The organism is Paraburkholderia kirstenboschensis (assembly GCF_032806925.1).
Lineage (GTDB): Bacteria > Pseudomonadota > Gammaproteobacteria > Burkholderiales > Burkholderiaceae > Paraburkholderia > Paraburkholderia kirstenboschensis.
In genome coordinates, this window is record NZ_CP136512.1 from 615,906 (window position 1) to 632,812 (window position 16,907).

16 protein-coding genes are annotated in these 16,907 nt (G+C 62.8%); 13 read left to right on the top strand and 3 right to left on the bottom strand.

The window, feature by feature from the left end; genetic code table 11:
• The first annotated feature begins 103 nt into the window (after window positions 1-103).
• From RW095_RS11455 to RW095_RS11480, 6 genes are all read left to right on the top strand, one after another.
• Window positions 104-1,720: a peptide ABC transporter substrate-binding protein gene (locus RW095_RS11455; protein ID WP_317019142.1), complete on the top strand. Its 1,617-nt coding sequence runs from the start codon at window positions 104-106 to the stop codon at window positions 1,718-1,720.
• A 15-nt stretch (window positions 1,721-1,735) separates the two neighbouring features.
• Window positions 1,736-2,674 (top strand): ABC transporter permease subunit, encoded by a 939-nt coding sequence (locus tag RW095_RS11460; protein ID WP_128596401.1) that lies wholly within the window; start codon window positions 1,736-1,738, stop codon window positions 2,672-2,674.
• 2 nt (window positions 2,675-2,676) lie between these two features.
• Window positions 2,677-3,591 carry an ABC transporter permease gene (locus RW095_RS11465; RefSeq protein WP_317019144.1) on the top strand — a complete coding sequence of 305 codons (915 nt, stop codon included), beginning with the start codon at window positions 2,677-2,679 and terminating at the stop codon, window positions 3,589-3,591.
• A 1-nt stretch (window position 3,592) separates the two neighbouring features.
• Window positions 3,593-4,594 carry an ABC transporter ATP-binding protein gene (locus RW095_RS11470; protein WP_317019145.1) on the top strand — a complete coding sequence of 334 codons (1,002 nt, stop codon included), beginning with the start codon at window positions 3,593-3,595 and terminating at the stop codon, window positions 4,592-4,594.
• Entirely contained in the window at window positions 4,591-5,610 is a 1,020-nt protein-coding gene (locus RW095_RS11475; protein WP_317019147.1) for an ABC transporter ATP-binding protein, read from the top strand. Before RW095_RS11470 ends, RW095_RS11475 begins: the two co-directional genes overlap by 4 nt.
• A 156-nt stretch (window positions 5,611-5,766) precedes the next feature.
• Window positions 5,767-7,329: an OprD family outer membrane porin gene (locus tag RW095_RS11480; RefSeq protein ID WP_317019148.1), complete on the top strand. Its 1,563-nt coding sequence runs from the start codon at window positions 5,767-5,769 to the stop codon at window positions 7,327-7,329.
• Between the two features lie 79 nt (window positions 7,330-7,408).
• On the opposite strand, the gene RW095_RS11485 is transcribed toward RW095_RS11480, so the two are convergent.
• Complete coding sequence (locus tag RW095_RS11485) at window positions 7,409-8,308, bottom strand: IclR family transcriptional regulator (protein ID WP_317019149.1); 900 nt, start codon at window positions 8,306-8,308, stop codon at window positions 7,409-7,411.
• A 275-nt stretch (window positions 8,309-8,583) separates the two neighbouring features.
• On the opposite strand from RW095_RS11485, the gene RW095_RS11490 reads away from it, so the two are divergent.
• From RW095_RS11490 to RW095_RS11520, 7 genes are read left to right on the top strand one after another with little or no spacing between them, the layout of a single operon-like run.
• On the top strand, window positions 8,584-9,675 hold the full coding sequence (locus tag RW095_RS11490) for an ABC transporter ATP-binding protein (RefSeq protein WP_317019151.1): 1,092 nt from the start codon (window positions 8,584-8,586) through the stop codon (window positions 9,673-9,675).
• Window positions 9,668-10,582 carry an ABC transporter permease gene (locus RW095_RS11495; protein WP_317019152.1) on the top strand — a complete coding sequence of 305 codons (915 nt, stop codon included), beginning with the start codon at window positions 9,668-9,670 and terminating at the stop codon, window positions 10,580-10,582. Before RW095_RS11490 ends, RW095_RS11495 begins: the two co-directional genes overlap by 8 nt.
• A gap of 27 nt (window positions 10,583-10,609) precedes the next feature.
• Window positions 10,610-11,404 (top strand): ABC transporter permease, encoded by a 795-nt coding sequence (locus RW095_RS11500; RefSeq protein WP_317019154.1) that lies wholly within the window; start codon window positions 10,610-10,612, stop codon window positions 11,402-11,404.
• Between the two features lie 23 nt (window positions 11,405-11,427).
• Window positions 11,428-11,796, top strand: coding sequence for a (2Fe-2S)-binding protein (locus RW095_RS11505; RefSeq protein ID WP_128586656.1), 369 nt, complete (start codon window positions 11,428-11,430; stop codon window positions 11,794-11,796).
• Window positions 11,793-13,226, top strand: coding sequence for an FAD/NAD(P)-dependent oxidoreductase (locus RW095_RS11510; protein ID WP_317019156.1), 1,434 nt, complete (start codon window positions 11,793-11,795; stop codon window positions 13,224-13,226). The genes RW095_RS11505 and RW095_RS11510 overlap by 4 nt, the downstream gene beginning before the upstream one ends.
• The gene (locus tag RW095_RS11515) at window positions 13,219-14,346 is read left to right on the top strand and encodes an NAD(P)/FAD-dependent oxidoreductase (protein WP_317019158.1); all 1,128 of its coding nucleotides are present in this window, start codon (window positions 13,219-13,221) and stop codon (window positions 14,344-14,346) included. The genes RW095_RS11510 and RW095_RS11515 overlap by 8 nt, the downstream gene beginning before the upstream one ends.
• Window positions 14,347-14,376: 30 nt before the next feature.
• Window positions 14,377-15,423, top strand: a complete 1,047-nt coding sequence (locus RW095_RS11520; protein ID WP_317019159.1) for an ABC transporter substrate-binding protein — start codon at window positions 14,377-14,379, stop codon at window positions 15,421-15,423.
• Between the two features lie 77 nt (window positions 15,424-15,500).
• Here the strand turns inward: RW095_RS11520 and RW095_RS11525 are convergent, their stop codons facing one another.
• Together RW095_RS11525 and panE are read right to left on the bottom strand one after the other, a co-directional pair.
• Window positions 15,501-15,800 carry a hypothetical protein gene (locus RW095_RS11525; RefSeq protein WP_317019160.1) on the bottom strand — a complete coding sequence of 100 codons (300 nt, stop codon included), beginning with the start codon at window positions 15,798-15,800 and terminating at the stop codon, window positions 15,501-15,503.
• A 62-nt stretch (window positions 15,801-15,862) separates the two neighbouring features.
• Window positions 15,863-16,798 carry a 2-dehydropantoate 2-reductase gene (gene panE / locus RW095_RS11530; protein WP_317019162.1) on the bottom strand — a complete coding sequence of 312 codons (936 nt, stop codon included), beginning with the start codon at window positions 16,796-16,798 and terminating at the stop codon, window positions 15,863-15,865.
• Window positions 16,799-16,907: the final 109 nt, after the last annotated feature.

Consider the following 16,907-nt stretch of genomic DNA (forward strand, 5'->3'; position numbering starts at 1 on the left):
GTCGGACAAACAACAAGGGCCGCCCCGGCCCGAATAAGACAGATAGCCGGGCGCTCCCGCGTCAGCGCGTTTCTCTCTCGACCTTTCCTGCGATTCTGAACCGATGAAAACCCCGTTTGCCTATGCGACGGCGCTGAGCGCGCTCGTCCTTACATTTGCCTCTTCCGCGTTTGCCGTCACGGTGCCGCCCGGCGTCACGCTCGCCGCCAGCCAGGAGATCACCCGCCAGGTGCCGGCGGAAACCGAATCGCTCGACCCCGCTCATATCGAATCGTGGACCGGCAACACCATTGCGCTCGACCTGTTCGAGGGCCTCACGCGCATCGACGCGGCCGGCGCGGTCGTCCCGGGCGTCGCGCAATCGTGGACGCGCACCGCGCCCGACACCTGGGTCTTCAAGCTGCGTCACGACGCGCGCTGGAGCAACGGCCAGCCGGTCACGGCGGCGGACTTCATTTACGCATGGCAACGCGTGCTCGATCCGAAAACCGGCTCGAAATATACGGTGTTGGTCGAATTCGTGAAGAACGCGAAGGCAATCCTCGCGGGTAAGGCACCGCTCTCGAGCCTCGGCGCGCGAGCCGTCGATCCGTACACGCTCGAAGTCACCACCGAAGTGCCTGCGGCCTTCTTCCCGCAACTCGCCGCGATGCCGACCATGGCGCCGGTCAACCGCGACGTCGTGACCAGGTTCGGCGGCGAGTGGACGCGGCCGGGCAACTTCGTCGGCAACGGCCCTTATACGCTCGCCGACTGGCAACCCAACAACCGTCTCGTCGGCGCGAAGAGCAAGACCTACTGGAACGCAAGCAAGGTCGTGATCACGAAAGTGACCTATTTGCCGATCGAAAACGATGAAACGGCCATGCGCATGTATCAGGCCGGCCAGTTCGATTACACGTATTCGATCCCGTCGGGCATCTATGCACAAGTGAGCAAGCAGTTCGGCCCCGAGCTCAAGACCGGCCTGCAAATCGCGACTTACTACTACAGCCTGAACAACGAAGACCCGCTCTTCAAGGACAAGCGCGTGCGTCAGGCGCTTTCGATGGTGCTCGACCGCGATCTGCTGACGCAGCGCCTGACCGCCGACGGCGAGTTGCCGATGTACGGCCTCATCTCCAAGGGAACGCAAGGCGCGGCTGTCTTCAAGCCGGACTGGGCAGGCTGGCCGATGGCAAAGCGCGTCGACTATGCACGCAACCTGTTGAAGAGCGCCGGCTATTCCGACGCGAAGCCGCTCACTTTCACGCTGACGTACAACACGAACGACCTGCACAAGAAGGTTGCGCTTTTCGCGACGTCCGAATGGCGTACCAAGCTCGGCGTGACCACGAAGCTCGAAAACGTCGAATACAAGGTGTTGCTCAAGCAGCGGCATGACGGCAAGGTGCAGGCCTCGCGCGACGGCTGGTTCGTCGACTACAACGACGCGATGTCGTACTTCGACCTGATCCGCTGCAACAGCGTGCAGAACGATCAGCGCTACTGCAATCCGCAAGTGGACAAGATCGTCGACGAAGCCAACCAGCAACTCGACGACGCGGAGCGTACCGAGCTTCTCACGAAGGCGCATGACACGGCAATGAACGACTATCCGATGGTGCCGCTCTTCCAGTACTCGGCGGTGCGGCTCGTGAAGCCGTACGTGGGCGGCTATACGTCGAGCAACTACGTCGATCAGCGCGCCACGCAAGACATGTATCTGATCAAGCACTAAGCGCGGAGCACCGACATGCTGGCCTATACGCTGCGCCGCACGCTCTGGGCGATCCCGACGATTCTCGCCGTGATCACCGCGTGCTATCTGCTGCTGCATCTCACGCCGGGCGGGCCATTCGACACCGAGAAGCAACTCTCGGCAGCCGTACTCGCGAATCTCAACGCCAAGTATCACCTCGACGAACCGTTGTGGCTGCAGTACCTCCACTACCTCGGTTCGCTGCTGCACGGCGATCTCGGGCCGTCGTTCCGCTACGCCGACTGGTCGGTCAACGACCTCGTGTGGAAAGCGTTGCCGGTGAGCCTCGGCGTGGGCGGCGTGTCGGTGCCGATAGCAGTCGTGATCGGCGTCACGCTCGGCACGCTGGCCGCCGTGCGCCGCGACCGTTTCGTCGATCACGCGGTGATGGTGCTCGGCAATATCGGCAACGTCGTGCCGCCGTTCGTGCTCGGGCCCGTGCTCGTGTGGATTTTCGCGATTCTGCTGAAGACTTCTGAAGGCCATGGCTGGCTGCCCGCGGGCGGCTGGGGCGAAGGCGAATGGCGCTATCGCGTGCTGCCGATTGTGCTGCTCACGTTCATCAACGTGGCTGCGATTGCGCGGGTGATGCGCGGCAGCATGATCGAAGTGCTGTCGGGCAACTTCATTCGCACGGCGCGCGCGAAAGGCTTGCCGGGCCGCACGATCGTGTTGCGCCACGCGCTCAAGCCGGCGCTCATGCCTGTCGTGTCGCTGCTCGGCTCGGTCTGCATTTCGTCGATCACGGCGGCTGTCGTGACCGAGTCGGTATTCGCACTGCCGGGGCTCGGTCAACTGGTGGTGAACGGCGCGATCAATCGCGATTACACGCTCGTGCTCGGCCTCGTCGTGCTGACTACCGCCGTTGCGGTGCTTTTCAATCTGCTGGTCGACCTCGCATATGCGTGGCTCGATCCGCGTATCCGGTACTGATCATGGCCCGCTCCATTCAATCGACTGCCGCGGCGCCCGATCCGCTCGCAGCCATTGCCAGCGCGCCGCGTTCGCGCGGCCCGCTTTCTACAGCCGCAGCGCGCTTCGTGCGCAACCGCGCTGCGTTCACCGGTTTTGTCGTGCTGCTGTTGATCGTGATTGCGTGCGTGGCCGGTCCGTGGCTGCTGCCCAACGGTCTTATTGACAGCGACTGGTCCGCAATTAGCCTGCCGCCGACGCTGCAAAACATGCACTGGTTCGGCACCGACGAACTCGGCCGCGACCTGCTCGCGCGCACGCTGCAAGGCGGGCGCGTTTCGCTTGAAGTCGGCCTGCTCGGCACGCTCGTGTCGGGACTGATCGGCGTTGCATATGGCGCGACCGCGGGTTATCTCGGCGGCCGCGTGGATGCGGTGATGATGCGCATCGTCGACATGATGTACGCGATTCCCTACATGCTGATCGCCATTCTGATGATGACGATGTTCGGCCGCGCGTTCTATCTCGTCGTGCTGACCATCAGCGCGTTTTCGTGGCTAGACATGGCGCGTGTGGTCCGCGGGCAGACGCTGTCGCTGCGCTCGCGCGAGTTCATCGACGCGGCCAGGGCCATCGGCGTGAGTTCGCGTTCGATCATCGCGCGTCATATCGTGCCGAATCTGTTCGGCGTCGTGGTGGTGTACGCGAGCGTGACCGTGCCCAACATCGTGCTGACGGAGTCGGTTCTGTCGTTCCTCGGCCTCGGCGTGCAGGAGCCGATGACAAGCTGGGGCGTGCTGATTCAGGACGGCGCGCAGAAGCTCGAATCCATGCCCTGGCTTCTGCTATGCCCGGCCCTGATGCTCTGCGTGACGCTCTATTGCGTGAATTTTGTCGGCGACGGTTTGCGCGACGCTTTCGATCCGACGGACCGCTGACATGCCGCTACTCGAAGTCAAAGACCTGAGCGTGCGCTTCACGCGCCGCGAAGGCGCACCCGTCGACGCGGTGCAACGTGTGTCGTTTTCGCTCGAAGCGGGCCGCACACTCGGCATTGTCGGCGAGTCCGGATCGGGCAAGAGCCAGACGGTAATGGCCTTGCTCGGCCTTCTCGCGGGCAACGGCAAGGTGTCCGGCGAAGCGCTCTATCGCGGCGAAAACCTGCTTGCGATGAACGAAGCGGCGCTCAACAGAATCCGCGGCGACCGCATCGGCATGATCTTTCAGGACCCGATGACCTCGCTCAATCCGTTCCTGACCATCGAGCGGCAAATGACCGAGACGCTGCAACTGCATCGCAAGATGTCGCGCCGCGACGCGCGCCGCCGCGCGATCGAAACGCTCGAAGCCGTGCGCATTCCCGATGCCGCGCGCCGCATCGGCATATATCCGCACGAGTTTTCCGGCGGCATGCGGCAACGCGTGATGATCGCAATGGCGCTGCTCTCCGAGCCCGAAATCCTGATCGCCGACGAACCCAACACCGCGCTCGACGTGACCGTGCAGGCGCAGATCATCGAGTTGCTGCGCGAACTGAATCGCGAGCGGGGCACGGCGATCATCCTGATCACGCACGACATGGGCGTGGTCGCGGGCCTCTGCGACGACGTGATGGTGATGTACGCCGGCCAGACCGTCGAACAGGCGAGTGCCGCATCGCTCTTCGCCGCGCCCACGCATCCGTACACGCGCGGGCTGCTCAACGCATTGCCGCGTCTCACCGACAGCCCGGACGACGACCGTCCGTTGCAAACCATTCCAGGCAATCCGCCGCTGCCGGGCCAAGTCGGCGCGGGTTGCGCGTTCGCGCCGCGCTGTGCGTATTGCAGCGATCAGTGCCGCGAGTCGCGTCCTGCGCTCATCGCGGCGGACGGCTATCCGGAAGCACTGCGCGCCTGCCATCGTCCGGTGGGAGAAATACTCGAGGCACAACACGTATGAACGCGACTTCCATTGCAAGCGGCGAAGCAACCACCTTGCTCTCGGTCGAGCAACTCAAGGTGCAATTCGGTGTGCCACGCGGCGGCTACCCGTGGTCGGGTAAGACGACACTACGGGCCGTGGACGGCGTGTCGTTCAACGTGCGGCGCGGTGAGACGGTCGGCCTCGTTGGCGAATCGGGTTGCGGCAAGTCGACGCTCGCGCGCGCGATCATCGGGCTCGCGCCGGTCGCAAGCGGCAGCGTGCGTTGGCTCGGCAACGAAACCGTATTGCCCAACGCGCGCCGCGATACGACGCTGTTGCGCCGCGACGTGCAAATGATTTTCCAGGACCCGCTCGCATCACTCGATCCGCGCATGACGATCGAACAGATCGTCGCCGAACCGTTGCTCACGCACGGCAAGGACATCGCGCGCGCCGACGTGCAGCGCCGAGTACTGACCATGCTGGAGCGCGTCGGACTGAACGCGCAGCATCTGCGCCGCTATCCGCATGAGTTTTCGGGTGGCCAGTGTCAGCGTGTGGGCATTGCGCGCGCGTTGATCGGCGAGCCGCAACTCGTGATCTGCGACGAACCGGTATCCGCACTCGACGTGTCGATCCAGGCGCAGATCGTGAACCTGTTGCGCGATCTGCAACGCGAGTTGTCGCTGTCGCTACTGTTCGTCGCGCACGATCTCGCGGTCGTCAAGGCAATCAGTCACCGCGTGCTCGTGATGTACCTGGGACGCGTGATGGAGTTCGGCGACAAGCGCGATGTTTACGGCACGCCGCGTCATCCGTACACGCGCGCTTTGCTGTCCGCCGTGCCGGTGCCCGATCCGGCGATCGAGCGCGCGCGCCGCCATCTGCTGTTGCGCGGCGAAATCGCTTCGCCGCTGAACCCGCCGTCGGGCTGCGCGTTTCGCACACGGTGTCCGGACGCGATCGACGCTTGTGCGGCTCAGATTCCCGAACCCGTGACGCACGGCGCGAACGCGACACGTGTGGCGTGCATCCGCGTTAGCAACGACTAGATCCCGGACGCTTTAACCAGCGGCCTCACATTCACCGGCGCGGCGTTCACGCCACGCCGTGGGATTCGCTCGTCATGTCATCAGCATGACGAGCGATCAGCATGGACTGGCTAAGCGCCAGCCAAAGTTTCAATAACAACTGTCGAGACATTCCCAATGAAACATAACCCAACAAAAAACCGGTCAAAAAAGTCCGGACTCACTGCCGCGATTTGCTGTGCAATTACCCTCCCCGCAATGGCCGTTGCCGCGAATGCGTACGCTGACGACAGCGTAGCGCAGCCCTCGACCGGCACGGCTAACGCTCCGACTGCCGCGCAAACGTTGTCGTCGCCCGCGCAGGTGTCGCAGGCTCAGCCTGCGAACAAGCGCCGCGCGGATCAGGGCGGTCAGATTCGTAACGATCAACCTGACACGACGAACGCCATCGTCAACGCCGAGGCCTCGCAAACCGTCACGCCGCCCACGCCGCCATCGAGCCAGGCGGCGAGTAAAGGCTTCATCGCGGATAGCCATCTGAACCTGCAATTCCGCAATTACGCCGACTACTTCCAGGCGCCGACCACGATCTACCGCCATGCGTGGGTACAAGGCATGCAGGCCAACTATGAATCCGGCTTCACTCAGGGCCTGATTGGCTTCGGCGTCGACGCGTCGCTGTTCGCCGCGCTGAAACTCGACGGCGGCAACGGCGCGGGCAACATGGTGCACGTTGGGAAAAGCGGCGGCGGGTCGGAGCAACTTGCGTGGGCGTACCCGGGCATGTACGACATCAAAGGACGCATTTCGGAAACCGTCGTGAAGTACGGTCTGCAAGACGTGACGAATCCGTTTCTCGAACCGCACGACAACCGCGCGCTGCCGCCGACCTTCCTCGGCGTATCGCTCGTCAGCAACGATCTTGCTCACACTACGCTCGAGGCCGGCAGCTTCACCAAGGTCAATGCGCGCGGTCACACGAACCTGAGCAATCTGACCACGTCGTATGGCGGCACGCGCATCGACCGGCTGACCTATCTCGGCGGCACCTGGCACTACGCGAAGAACGGCGAGATGGCCCTCTACGTCGATCAGGCCGACGACGTCTGGCGCCAGTACTACGGTTCGGTCGCGCAGTCGTTCGGCGATCCGACCACGATCAAATGGAGCGGGCTCGCCAATATCTACTCGACGCACGACACGGGCGCATCGCGTCAGGGGCACATCAACAGCAACGCGTACAGCGTGTCCGTGTCCGCGCAACACGGCCCGCATGCGCTGCTGCTCGGTTATCAGCAAGTACTCGGCGACCAGTTCTTCGACTACGTGAACGAAACCAACGGCATCTACCTGACCAACTCGATGGACGTCGACTACAACGCGCCGCATGAACAATCGCTGCAATTGCGCTATACGTTCGACGGAAAATACGCGGGCGTGCCGGGACTGAAGGCGATGTTCTGGGGCGCGTATGGTTGGGGCGCCGACGGGTCAGCGGGTGCTGCGGAAAACGCGTCGCCGTCAGCCGCACTGTACGATCTCTACTGGAAGAACGGAGAGCCGGTGCACGGCCATCATCACGAGTTCGGTTTTATTCCGAGCTATACGCTGCAAAGCGGCCGCTTCAAGGACACCAAGGTCACGTTCATCGCTATGTGGCACAACGGCAGCTATCACTACTCGGACGGCAACAACATGGAATACCGTCTCGTCGTCAACGTGCCCGTGAAGGTCTTTTAGGCGCGGCGTTCGTGGCCGATGCAAGGGCGTTGCGTTGCGCGGTTTGCGAGCGACGCCTTTTATAGCGCGCCTGGGCCGCTTATTCCTGCTCCGAGCCCGCAATGCGCGCACTGGTCATGGCGCGCGAGAGGCCATGCATGGGCCGTCGCAGCGCGACATCGAACGGATTGGTTTGCGGGCCGATCGCTTCCGCCTGACGACGCAGCAGTTCGACGACCATGGGCAAGCGGTCGTCGCTCAAACGCGCCGCCAGCGTGCCCACGCTCAATGCAGCGACCGCCACGCCGGCGCGGTCGAGAATCGGCACAGCCACGCCTGCCATGCCGTCGAGTACGCCGCTATTGCGGCCCGCGTATCCCAACTGCCGCACGCGTTCAATTTCGGTGCGCAAGTACACTTCGTCCAGCACGCCGTAGCCGCGAATCCGCGGCACATTGAATCGAATGATTTCCTCGCGCTCCGCCTCGGGCAGGAACGCGAGAATCGCGAGACTTCCCTGCCCCACGCCCAACGCCACGCGTCCGCCAATATCGCCCGTGAACGAGCGAATTGGAAACGGCCCCTCGCAGATGTCGAGACATACCGCGTCGAAACTGCTTTTGACGAGCAGGAAGATCGTGTCGCCAAGACTCGCGCAAAGCCTCAACAACGCGGGGCGGCATAACGTGCGCATGCCGCTCGGGTTTCCTGCCTGTGCCGCGAGCGCGAAAAAATTCACGCTGAGGCGGTAAAGCTTCGAATTTTCATCCTGTTCGACGACGCCTTCCGCGATAAGCGCATGCAGGATGCGATGCACCGTGCCCTGCGTCAGGCCCACCGCTTTCGCGAGACGCGTGACGCGGCCGCCATCGGGCTGCGCTTCCGACAGCGCGCGAATCACGGCGAAAGCGCGTTCCAGCATGCCCGTGCCCGGGGCCGCGCCGGTTTCGGCGGTTTCCGGGGCCTTGCTCCTGGTATCTCGCCTGGCGGCAGCATTCATCTCTTTGGCCCGTTTGTATTTCAATGACCGGAATACTATAAAGCGTTTGGCCGGTTAGTGGAATCGCGCGCCGTCGCCCCGCCTTGCGACACCACAGCCATCTCATAGGGTTTTTCCCACCACCACGCAGTGAAACACTTGCTGTTGCAAGTGTGGCGGATGTTCCGCTCATTGGAATGTTTTCAAATCTTATATCGGCAAATGGAATTTCAATTTGACGCCACATAATTTGGCTGGCTAGAGTCGGCGTCATCGAGGCATCCCAAGGCCACATCATGTCGTTCCTCACACTCACAGACGTCACCAAATCGTTCGGCGACCTCCAGGCGGTCGCGGATGTCAACCTGTCGGTGGAAAAAGGCGAGTTCGTTTCGCTGCTCGGGCCCTCCGGTTGCGGCAAGACGACGACGCTGCAGATGATCGCCGGCTTCCTCGAAACGACACGTGGACGCATCACCCTCGATGGGCGCGACATCACGCATATGAAGCCGAACAAACGCGGCCTTGGCGTGGTGTTCCAGAGCTACGCGCTGTTCCCGCACATGAGCGTGGCGAAGAACGTCGGCTTCGGGCTCGAAATGCGCAATGTCGACAAGGCGGAGCGCAACGAACGCGTGCGCGAAGCGTTGTCGCTCGTGCGGCTCGATCAGCTCGCGCACCGCTTTCCGCGCGAGTTGTCGGGCGGGCAGCGGCAGCGCGTGGCCATTGCGCGTGCAATCGTGATCGCACCGCCCGTGCTGCTGCTCGATGAACCGATGTCGAATCTCGACGCCAAGCTGCGTGAAGACATGCAGTTCGAACTGCGCGGCATTCAACGCAAGATCGGCACGACGACAATCATGGTCACACACGACCAGTCAGAGGCGCTGTCGATCAGCGACCGCGTGGTGGTGATGGAAGCGGGCCGCATCACGCAGATAGACACGCCGTACGAGGCGTACGAGCGGCCGGAGAATCGCTTCGTCTCGCAGTTCATCGGCAAGGCCAACATGCTGCCGGGCACGGTGATCGAGCGCGACGGCGACGCGATCCGCATCGACCTTGGACACGACCTGTGCGAGACCGGCCGTACCGCACAATTGCCGATGCGCGAGCGCCTGGTCGGCGTAGGCGACGCGGTAACGCTGTGCATTCGCCCGGAAAAACTCCGCCTGTGTCCGCCGGATGCGGGACGTGTGCCGGCCACGGTAACCAGCCGCTTCTTCCTTGGAAGCCAGTGGCTGTATCGTCTCGACAGCCGGCTCGGCGAAGTGCTGGTGTGCTGTCAGAACGAAGGCAATGAGCCGTTGCCCGAAGGCGCGGCGGTCGGCGTCGACTGGAACAGCGAAGCGATCCGCTTTATTCAACGGGATGCGCATCATGGATAGCACGCTGCCTGCAACGGAGAACGGCAAGACCGCATCCGCAGGCGCAAGGCGTGCGCCGTGGCGCGCATTTCTGCCGCTGTGGCTGATGTGCCTGCCCGCGTTCCTGCTGTTCGTCGCGCTCGTGCTCGTGCCGCTTCTGATGACGCTCGTGTTGAGCTTCTATCGTTTCGATCCGGCCAGCGGCCCGCTCGCCGCGTTCCAGTTCGGCAATTACGCGGAAGTGCTGGGCTCAGCGTATTTCCACACGATTTTTCTGCGCACGTTCGGCATTGCGTTTCTCGTCACGCTGCTGTGCGTCGCGATCGGCACGCCCGAGGCGTATGTGCTGTCGCGCATGCGCGATCCGTATCGTTCGATGTTTCTGCTGGTGATTCTCGCGCCGCTGCTTGTCTCGGTCGTAGTGCGTGCGTTCGGCTGGAGCATGCTGCTCAACAGCAACGGTCTCGTGAATCAGGCGTTCGGGCTCGTCGGCCTCGGACCTTACAAGCTCGAGTACACGACCTTCGCGATCGTCATTGCACTGGTGCACGTCATGCTGCCCTTCATGGTGATTCCTGTGTGGACCGCGTTGCAGAAACTCGACCCGCAAACGGAGAACGCAGCGCTCTCGTTAATGGCGTCGCCCGCAACGACGCTGCGCCGCATCGTGTTACCGCAACTCACGCCCGGCATTCTGTCGGGCAGCCTGATGGTGTTCGGTTTGTCGGCAAGCGCATTCGCGATTCCCGGACTGCTCGGCGGACGCCGGCTGAAGGTCGCCGCGACCGCCGTCTACGACGAATTCCTCGGCTCGCTGAACTGGCCGCTCGGCGCCACCATCGCGCTGCTGTTGCTGGTTGCGAATCTGATCGTGATGCTCACTTACTACCGGGTTCTGGAACGCAGGTACACCAGAAGCCTGGGTTGACACAGCGGTTCATCGCGCGGAAACATCATGAGAAAGAACGGTCCCATTGCGTTGATTTTCCACACGCTCGTCATTGCGTTCGTGCTCGCGCCGCTTGTGATCGTCGTGCTGGTCGCCTTCACGCCCGACGAAACGCTCACGCTGCCCACGCACGGTGTCTCGCTGCGCTGGTTTCGGGCGATTCTTAACTACCCCGACTTCGTCTCGGCGTTTTTCAACAGCCTGAAGCTTGCGTTTGCGTCGGCGACGCTGTCGCTGATCGTCGCACTGCCCGCCGCGCTCGCAATCGGCCGCGCGCGTTTTCCGGGCCGCGCTTTTCTGAACGGCTTGCTGCTCTCGCCGCTGGTCATTCCCGGTCTTGTACTCGGCATCGCACTGCTGCGGTTTTTCGCGCTGATCGGCGCGACCGGCTCGTTCGCGTGGCTGATCCTCGCGCACATGATCATCATTACGCCGTTCGTCATGCGGCTCGTGCTGGCCTCGGTAAGCGGACTCGACCGCAGCGTTGAACATGCGGCGCATTCACTCGGAGCCGATGCGTGGACCGCGTTTCGCCGCATCACCTTGCCGATGATTTTGCCCGGCATAACCGGCGGCTGGTTGCTGGCGTTTATCAACAGCTTCGACGAACTGACGATGTCGATCTTCGTGACGTCGCCGCAAACCGTCACGCTGCCCGTTCGCATGTATATGTACGCGACAGAATCCATCGATCCAATGATGGCCTCCGTCTCCGCGCTCGTGATCTTCATTACAGCGGGCGCAATGCTGCTGCTCGATCGCGTGTATGGCCTCAACCGCATTCTGATCGGCCAGCACTGATGTCTTCTTCTGTTCACGCCCTCATGCAATCCAATTCGTCGCCTTCGGACGCCGTGTCGCCCACGTGCGAGGCTCAGTTCGTCCGCATTGCCGAAACGCGGCGCGAACCGCTGCACTTTTATCTCGACGGCCGGAAAGTGTCCGCTTTGCAGGGCGATACATTGCTGACCGCCGTGCTGATGCAACAGCGCCGCGTGCGCGACAGCGAATTCAGCGGCGCGCCGCGCGCCGGCTTCTGCCTGATCGGCGCGTGTCAGGACTGCTGGATGCGCACCGAAGACGGCAAGCGTCTGCGCGCGTGCTCGACGCTCGTCACCGCGGGACTGCGTGTGCTCACGCGTATCGAACCGGCGACCGCGCCAGCGAAAAGCCACAGCGGAGACGCGCAATGAGCGACGATCGCCGCATTGTGATCGTCGGCGCCGGACCGGCCGGCGTGCGCGCAGCCGAAACGCTGGTCGCGGCAGGCGTGCGTCCCATCGTTGTCGACGAAAATGCGCGCTGGGGTGGGCAGATCTATCGGCAGCCGCCGGAGCATGGCGGCTTTCAGCGCTCGAAGAAAACGCTCTACGGTTTCGAGGCGCGCAAGGCCGACGCGTTGCATACGACAATGCAAGCGCTCTTGCCTTATATCGACTATCGGCCCGACACACTCGCGTGGGCTTGCGAAACCGGTCGCCTCGACACCCTTCAGGCGGGACGCGAAATCAGCGTGCCGTTCTCGCATCTGATCATTGCGAGTGGCGCCACCGACCGGGTTCTGCCTGTGCCCGGCTGGACCTTGCCCGGCGTCTATACACTCGGCGCGGCACAGGTCGCGTTAAAGGCGCAAGGCTGTGCAATCGGCCGACGCGTGGTGCTCACAGGCACAGGGCCTTTGCTGTATCTCGTTGCATATCAATACGTAAAAGCCGGCGCGCAGGTAATGGCCGTCCTCGACACGAGCCCGCTCTCGCAACAGATCTCAGCCGTATCCAAACTGGCTCGGCTTCCCTCGACATTCGCCAAGGGTTTGTATTACGTCGGCTGGCTCAAGGCGCATCGCATACGTATCGAACGAGGGGTGAAGCTCGTTGGTTTTTGCGGCACGCGCAACGTCGAGGCAATCGAATGGCGCGCCCCTGACAATAGTTCGGTTACCGAATCAATTGCATGCGATGCGGTGGGCATCAGCTTCGGCCTGAAGCCCGAAACGCAGCTTGCGGATCTCGCCGGTTGCCGCTTCCGGTTCGACGCGCTCAACCGTTGCTGGCTGCCCGAACTCGACTCTGCCGGACGCAGCACCGTGCGCGGCCTCTATCTGGCCGGCGACGGCGCCGGCATTGCGGGCGCCGACGCTGCCGAACTCGCGGGACGTCGCGCCGCGCTAGCCTTGCTCGACGACCTCGGCGTCCGGCATCCACGCGGACCCGGCATGCTCGATGCCGCATCGCTTGAACGCAAGCTGCAACATATCGCCGTTTTCCGTGCGGGAATCGAGACAGCTTTCGAACCGCCCCTGAAATGCGCCGCGCAATGGCCCGACGACATGACCGTCTGCCGCTGCGAGGAAGTCGACGCGGGCACGTTACGGCGTTGTATCCGCGGCGGCGAAGCGAACGAGATCAACCGTCTGAAAGCGCTCACTCGCGTCGGCATGGGTCGTTGCCAGGGACGCATGTGCGGCGAAGCCGCGCTTCTATTGCTCGCCAAAGAAACCGGCCGCCCGCTCGAAGCAGTTGGCCGCCTGCGCAGCCAGCCGCCGGTCAAACCCATCCCGCTGTCGCCCGCGATGTATGCCGACGACGTCGCTGCGGTTCCCGAGGAGGCCCGCGATGAGTGACCCGCTGCACTACGACGTGGCGATCGCGGGCGGCGGTCTCGTCGGTTCTTCGGCGGCACTCGCGCTTGCCAGGCGCGGCTTGCGCGTAGGCCTCTTCGAGCGGCGCTTTTGCGGCGCGCAGGCGAGCGGCGTGAATTACGGCGGCGTACGCTGCCAGGGCCGCCCGGTCGAGCAGATGCCGCTCGCGATGCGCGCGCGCCGTATCTGGGACCGCTTGCCGGAACTGATCGGTATCGACGGCGAATTTACTGTGTCGGGACATTTGCGCCTTGCTCGCAGCGAGAGCGACCTTGCCGCGCTTCAGCAATGGGCGGACATGGCGCGCGATTACGGTCTACATGCGCAGTTGCTCAGCGGCGCGCAGTTTCGCGAGCGCTATCCGTGGCTCGGCGCAGCGGCTGTCGGCGGATCGTTATGCGCGAGCGACGGACACGCCAACCCGCGTCTCGTGTCGCCCGCATTCGCACGCGCCGCGCGTGCCGCGGGCGCGGACGTGCGCGAGCAAACCGCATTGAGCGGCATTCATCACGACGGCAAGCGCTTCCACATGCGTACGGGCGACACGCAGATCACCGCGGACTGGCTCATCAATTCCGCCGGCGCGTGGGCGAATACGGTCGCGGGCTACTTCGGCGAAAGCGCGCCGATGAAGCCGATCTATCCGAACATGTGGGTCACCGAGCCGCTGCCGCTTTTCATCTCGCACAACCTGGGCGTGTATGGCGGCGGCATCTATGCGCGGCAAGTGGCGCGGGGCAATTGCGTGATTGGCGGCGGGCGCGGACATGGCGACGGCGAATACGGTCAACCGTCGACGGAAACCACGCGGGCCGTAATGCGCGACGCGTGCGCGCTGCTGCCCGCGTTGCGCGAGGCGCTACTGATTCGCACATGGAGCGGTGTGGAAGGCGAGACGCCAGACAGCAATCCGATCATCGGGCCGAGCCGTGCAGTGCCGCGTCTGTTGCATGCATTCGGCTTTTCGGGCGGGGGCTTTCTGCTCGCACCCGGAGTTGGCGAGGTGCTCGCCGATCTCGTTATCGACGGCGCCACGGCCACGCCTCTCGACGCTTTTTCGATTGGCCGCTTCGCACAGCTTGCTACTTCATCCGTCGCTTAGATCACGTTTATGAAACTCAGGAGCTCTTCAATGAAATTGTTCAGGACGATCGCGGCACTGGCCGCAGTGTGTGCATTCGGCGCGGCAGCACCCGCATGGTCGCAGACGAAGACGATCTACATCGGCATGAACGGCGGTCCGATGGAAAAGGCGTATACGAGCCAGGTGCTGCCCGACTTCGAGAAAGCGAACAATGTGAAAGTAGTCGTGGTGCCGGGCACGTCGTCGGATATTCTCGCGAAGCTGCTCGCAAACAAGGCGAGTCCGCAGATTCACGTGGTGTTTCTCGACGACGGCGTGATGGCGCGCGCCATCAGCATGGGCGTGTGCAAAAAACTTGACGACTCGCCGGTGCTCAAGGAGCTCTATCCGTTCGCGCGCATGAAGGACGACATGGGCGCGGGCGTGCAGCTCGGCATGACCGGTATTGCGTACAACAAGAAGCTGTTCGCTGAAAAGGGCTGGGCGCCGCCTACGTCATGGATGGATTTCGCCGATCCGAAATACAAGGGCAAGGTGGTGTTCCAGTCCGCTTCGAGCAGCACGTTCGGCCTGCACGGCTTTCTCGCGATCAACCGTTTGATGGGCGGCACCGAGCAGAACGTCGAACCGGGCTTCACGAAATGGGCGAGCACGGTTGGCCCCAACGTCGTCGAGTATGTGCCGAACTCGGCGAAGATTTCGGAAATGGTGCAAACCGGCGAGGCCGGCCTCTTTCCGCTGACGCCGACCGCCGTCGGCGATCTGGCCGACAAGGGCATTCCGGTCGGCTACGTGAATCCGAAAGAAGGGCCAGTGCTGCTGCTCGTGGATCTGTGCGTGGTCAACAACAGCCCCGATCCGCAACTTGCACAAAAGCTCGCGCAGTTCCTGCTGTCAGCGCCGGCGCAGACGAAAGCCGCTGAAGCAGGCCGCCAGATTCCGACCAACCGTCTCGCGAAAATGACGCCGCCGATGCAGCAAAGCCTCGGCAACGTGGAAGACCTCGTGCGCAAAGTCACGGTGGTGGATTGGGACACTATCAATGCGCATCGTGCGCAATGGGACACGCGCTGGAACCGCCAGATCGAACGCTAGGTTTCCTGGCTTCGCCTGAATGAAACGCGCGCCTGACTGCTACGAGGCGCGCGTTTTTACGTCATGTGAGTGGCGGCTCAGAAGATCACCGAGACCGCCACCGCGAGCCAGATTGCCATGACGCCCGCAAGAAACAGATGACGCGCAATGCGTATCCTGGCGTCGCTCGTCTCCGGCTCCACGGGGCTCGTGGCCATCCACGGTACAAGCCCGAGGCAACCAAAACCGATCAGCGCGAGTATGAACACAATGACATCGACAACGCGCCACCCGGTCGGCTCATACATTCCCCAATAGCCGAGGAACGCGATACCGATTGAGAAGATCGTGGCCGATGCGGCGCTGAGGGCGGGCACTGATCCGATTGGAGCCGGCATGTTCACCTCCGGTCATTGAGCGGTTACGGCAACCTCTACTCACACGACTCACGACTTACGACTTACGACGTGCGCGTTTGCCTCGCTTCATACGTCTTCAGATGGCTATAGGCGATGCGCAACAACGACAAAGCGTGTTCGCCGTTTTGCGCTTCACCGCCGCGCGAGATCAGATCGCCGAGAATGTGATCCGCCTCGGTATGCGAGTGATTCTCCACGTCGCGCAACATGGACGCAGTGAGCGGCGACGGTGTGAAGAGCGTTTGCGTTGCGCGCGCATCGAAGTCGGGCGCCATCGTAAAGCTGTTGTGTTCCGCGACCGCGCGACACTCGCCGAGCAGGCTTTCGATCACGCGCTTGCCGTCGGGCGCAGACAGTATGTCGCCGATCGAACCGCGCATCAAACACGTGCTGGCCGCCAGCGTGGCCAGGAACACCCACTTTTCCCACATGCGCAAGAGGATGTTCTCGCTAACGGTGACGTCGAAGTTCGCGCCGGCCATTGCATCGGCAATTGCTTGTACGCGTTCGGATACGCCGCCCGCCAGTTCCCCGAAAGTAACCGCATGCATTTCGTTCAGGTGCACGATCTGCTGATCCGAGTTGAGCGTCGCCGCAATCACGCATTGCCCGCCTAGCACCCGCGATTCGCCGAACTTCTCCGTGAGCACGTCGATATGGCGCATGCCGTTGAGCATCGGCAAAATCAGCGTGGATTCGCCCACGAGCGGAGCAAATGAATCGATTGCGTCGTCGAGACTGTATGCCTTGCAGCTTAGCAGCACGAGATCGAACGGCTCGGCGTTCACGCCGGCCAGAATCGTTTTGACGTCGCGCTGCGTGAGGTCGCCGCGCGGGCTCCTGATCACCAGTCCGTCGTGCTGAAGCTTGTCCGCCCGGCCCGCGCGCACGAGGAACGTGACGTCCTGCCCTGCTGCGGCGAGCCGTCCGCCGAAGTAACCGCCCACCGCCCCCGCTCCCACCACTAGAATTCGCATCTCTGGCCTCTCGAGTAATGTCGTCGCTCGAAGCAATGTAGCAAAGATTGACGCAAGGCATCGGACAAGTGCACGTGCCGGGCGTGGCGTGATCGCGCGTTCTTCGTCC